4 protein-coding genes are annotated in these 4,015 nt (G+C 29.2%); all 4 read right to left on the bottom strand.

The features are described 5' to 3' along the window. Positions 1 to 516: class I SAM-dependent methyltransferase (locus AB1Z17_RS06295; protein WP_368050946.1), on the bottom strand; the 516-nt coding region annotated here is incomplete at its 3' end. A gap of 8 nt (positions 517 to 524) precedes the next feature. Further along, positions 525 to 2,846, bottom strand: coding sequence for a GH92 family glycosyl hydrolase (locus tag AB1Z17_RS06290; RefSeq protein ID WP_368050945.1), 2,322 nt, complete (start codon positions 2,844 to 2,846; stop codon positions 525 to 527). A 1-nt stretch (position 2,847) separates the two neighbouring features. After that, positions 2,848 to 3,420 (bottom strand): pentapeptide repeat-containing protein, encoded by a 573-nt coding sequence (locus AB1Z17_RS06285; protein WP_368050944.1) that lies wholly within the window; start codon positions 3,418 to 3,420, stop codon positions 2,848 to 2,850. 416 nt (positions 3,421 to 3,836) lie between these two features. After that, on the bottom strand, positions 3,837 to 4,007 hold the full coding sequence (locus AB1Z17_RS06280; protein ID WP_368050947.1) for a hypothetical protein: 171 nt from the start codon (positions 4,005 to 4,007) through the stop codon (positions 3,837 to 3,839). Between the last annotated feature and the right edge of the window lie 8 nt (positions 4,008 to 4,015).

Raw genomic sequence — 4,015 nt, 5'->3', positions numbered from 1 at the left:
GTGAATTTTTTTGGTCAATTCTATTTTATTAAAACCATTATGTCCAGTAAAATTTTGGTATGTTGGATGAAATGTTCCATCTTCGTCAACTAAATCTGCGATACATAAATAGCCTGTTTTATTCAATAAAGAATTGAATATTGTTACAGCTTTATCTATATTTTCAATATGATGCATGGTCATTAACGTATAAATAACATCTGTTTTTGAAATACTTTTTGAATCTTGTAGAACATCAATTAAAATAGGTTTAAAATTTTTTACTTTTAGTTGCTTTACTTTTTCTTTTAGCACTTTTATCATTCCTTCAGAAGTATCTACAAGGGTAATTTCATTAAAATAATTTTTTAATTGAAAACTTAATAATCCCGTTCCACAACCAAATTCCAATGCTTTCATTTTTTTTGAAGGTTGAATAAAATCAATTATTTCTTTAGCGAAAATCTTGGCTCTCTCTGTTTTTTCAGGATTGTTATCCCAGTTTTTAGCTTCTTTATTAAAGTGTTCTGAACTCATTTTAAAATTTATTTTTTTGGAGTATTTTGCATATAAAAAGTAATTTCACCTCCATTTTTAATGTCGTCATATTTTAATAATAAATCACTAATTATTTTTCCATTTATTGCAACTTTGTCAACATACACATTTTCTTTTCCTTGATTTACAGTCTTAATTGAAATAATTTTTCCGTTTTCTAAATTTATAATTGCGTTGTTTACCATTGGACTTCCAATAGCGTAATCATTTGAAGCCGGAGTAACAGGATAAAACCCTAAAGCACTAAACACATACCAAGCGCTCATTTGTCCGGCATCATCATTACCACACAAACCATCTTCACCATTACTGTACATAGTATCCATAATCATTCTAACCCGTTCTTGTGTTTTAAAAGGATCGTTTGTCCAATTGTACAAATAGGGCATATGATGTCCAGGTTCGTTTCCGTGTACATAATTCCCAATAATTCCATCGCGGGTTATATCTTCATTTTTTTCAATGTATTTGTTTTCAATTTCAGTGGTAAAAATATAATCTAAATGTGCTGAAAATTTATTTTTTCCACCCATTAATTCAATCATATTATCTATTTCCTGAGGAACATACAATCCATAATTTAACGCATTTCCTTCAATAAAACCTTGTCCGTGTGTATCTATTGGGTCAAATTCTTTACGCCAAGTTCCATCACTTAATTTTGGCCGCATATAACCAATTTCTTCATCATACACATTTTTAAAATTTTTAGAACGATTTAAATAGGTATTATAAACTTCTTCATTACCAGCTTTTTTGGCAATTTGAGCAATGCACCAATCGTCAAAAGCGTATTCTAAGGTTTTGGAAACGGAAGATGAACTTTTATCTTCAGGAACGTAACCAAGTTTCATATAGTCTCCAATGCCATCAAAATAGGTAAGTGTTGAAGTGTTTTCAGTAGCTTTTAACGCTTTGTTTATGTCAACATCTGTTGTTCCTTTTACAATGGCATCTGCAATTACAGAAACAGAATGGTAGCCAACCATACACCAGTTTTCATTGGCATAATGACTCCAAACGGGCAGCATTTTATGCACACTTTGATCCTGATGCGCCAACATAGATTTTACCATATCATTATTTCTTGAAGGCTGAATAATATTGAAAAGCGGGTGCAACGCTCGGTAGGTATCCCAAAGTGAAAAAATAGTATAGTTTGTAAAACCTTTTGATTGATGAATGTTTTGATCTAAACCTCTGTAAGAACCATCAACATCTTCATAAATAATAGGTCCTAACATGGTATGATACAATGCAGTGTAAAAAGTTTCTTTTTGTGCTTTTGTTTCAGTTTCTACAACTATTTTGTTCAGTTCTGTATTCCATTTTTGTTGGGTTTCTTGTTTTGTTTTTTCAAAATCCCAATGCGTAATTTCAGCTTTTAAATTTTTTAAAGCTCCAGCTGTACTTGTGTTAGAAAGTGCAAATTTTATTTTTATTTCTTCGTTTTCTTCAGTATCGAAATTAAAATAAGCTCTTATGTTTTTTCCTGCCATTTCTGGAAAATTTTCTTGCTCATTAAAGCGTCTGTAAAATCCATTGTATTTAAATTCATCATACTTTTTATGGCCATAACTTTTAAATGGTTTAGAAAATTGCATAGCAAAAAATACTTTTTTGGTGCGTGCCCAGCCATTTGTTTGGCGATAACCTGTTACTAATGAGTCGTTTTCAATTCTAACAAATGTCCATACATTTTTATCTTCATAATTGTAAATGTTTGAAATTAAATCTAAAATTATATGTGAATCTTCTGATTTTGGGAACGTATATTTATGAAACCCAACACGGTCTGATACTGTTAATTCAGCTTTAATATTATAATCATCTAAGGTTACTTTATAATAACCAGGTTCGGCATCTTCATTTTTATGTGAAAATTGGGAATGAAAACCACTTTGAGGAATTGTTGCATCTCCAGGTTCTAATGTTAGTTTGCCAGTTGTTGGCATTACCAAAAAATCACCTAGATCTGAATGTCCGGTTCCGCTAAAATGCGTATGACTAAAACCAAATATTGTGGAATCGTCATATTGGTAACCCGCACAATATTTATAGGTGTTTGGATTGTATTTTCCATCTATAAACATTGGTTGTTGGTTGGTTTCAGGACTTAACTGAACCATTCCAAAAGGAGCAGATGCACCTGGAAATGTGTGTCCCATATTTTTTGTACCAATAAATGGGTTTATATATGGAATTAAATTTTGGGTTTTTATATTGTTTGTTACCACGTTTTTATCAGTTTTGTTAACGCAAGAACTTACTAGTAGAACTGCAAAAATTATAAGTAAAATTTGTTTCATGTTATTCAATTGAAATTTGGTATTTTTCTAACAAACCAGCAATTCCATTAAAAGAGAATTTGGCATTCTTAATGTTGTTTGTTTCAGGATTGATGGAGTAGTTGTTTGAAGTTCTAAAATCTGTTTTTTCTAAATTAGTATTTTTAAAAATAGCTCTCTTTAAGTCGCAATTATCAAAAATTGAATATGATAAGTCTGCTTTGTCAAAATCGGTTTCTTCTAAATTACAGTTTACAAATTTGGTGTTTTTAAGTTTTAACTGATAAAATGAAGCTAAATTTAATTGACAATTATTAAAAGAAAAAGCTAGTAAAAAAGGATTACATTCACTAAAATTTAAACCGAATAATTTACATGTACTAAAAACAGCTTCTTTAAAAGAGGTGTTTTTTATGTATGAATTACTAAAATTGCAATCTTCAAAATTACATTCTACAAATTCATTATTTGAAAGATGCTGGTTAGAAAAGTTGCAGTTAATAAAAGTACAATTATCGTATTCACCTTTTGGAAAGCCATTTACGGTATAATCTTTTCCTTTAAAAGTTTTGCTGTCTATATAATTATCATTCATTTACATTAAATATGAATATTAATTTACTTTCAAATTTAGGTTAATTTCTTAAAATTAATAGTATATATTTAAAAACAAGTTGGTAATTAGAAGGTATTTTAATGTATGTTTTTTAAAATTAAAAATTTAGAATCCATTACATTTCCGGTCAAAATTAAATCTTTATAAGGTGCGGCAACAGTAGATCCAGACATTATTTTTCCATCATCTAAAAAAAGTTGTTTAATTGTATAATCGTTTTTTCCACGATACTTAATTTTTATAATTTCGGAAGGAGTAGTTTCTTTTTTTCCTTTTGCATAAGATGCAAACCTTAATAAATTTGGATGGGCTCCAATTAAAAGATTCCCTTCAATATCAAATTCTATATTATCAACTCCAGTTCCACAAAAAATATCTTCAATAAAAGTTAAATCTCAATTTTGCTCTTTTCTATAAACTTTTATTAGAAATTTTCTGGGTGAAGCCACAAAAATAAGATTCCGTTTTGCATTAAAATTTATTCCATTTGCATAGGCAATTCCGTTGGCGACTTCGCGATAATTTTCACCATCAAAATAAATAATATTAGATAGTGAAAAGCCCAAATAATCTT

The sequence above is a fragment of the Lutibacter sp. genome (assembly GCF_040883305.1).
In the GTDB taxonomy this organism is placed as follows: Bacteria; Bacteroidota; Bacteroidia; order Flavobacteriales; family Flavobacteriaceae; genus Lutibacter.
This window is presented reverse-complemented; position numbering and strand designations above follow the sequence as displayed.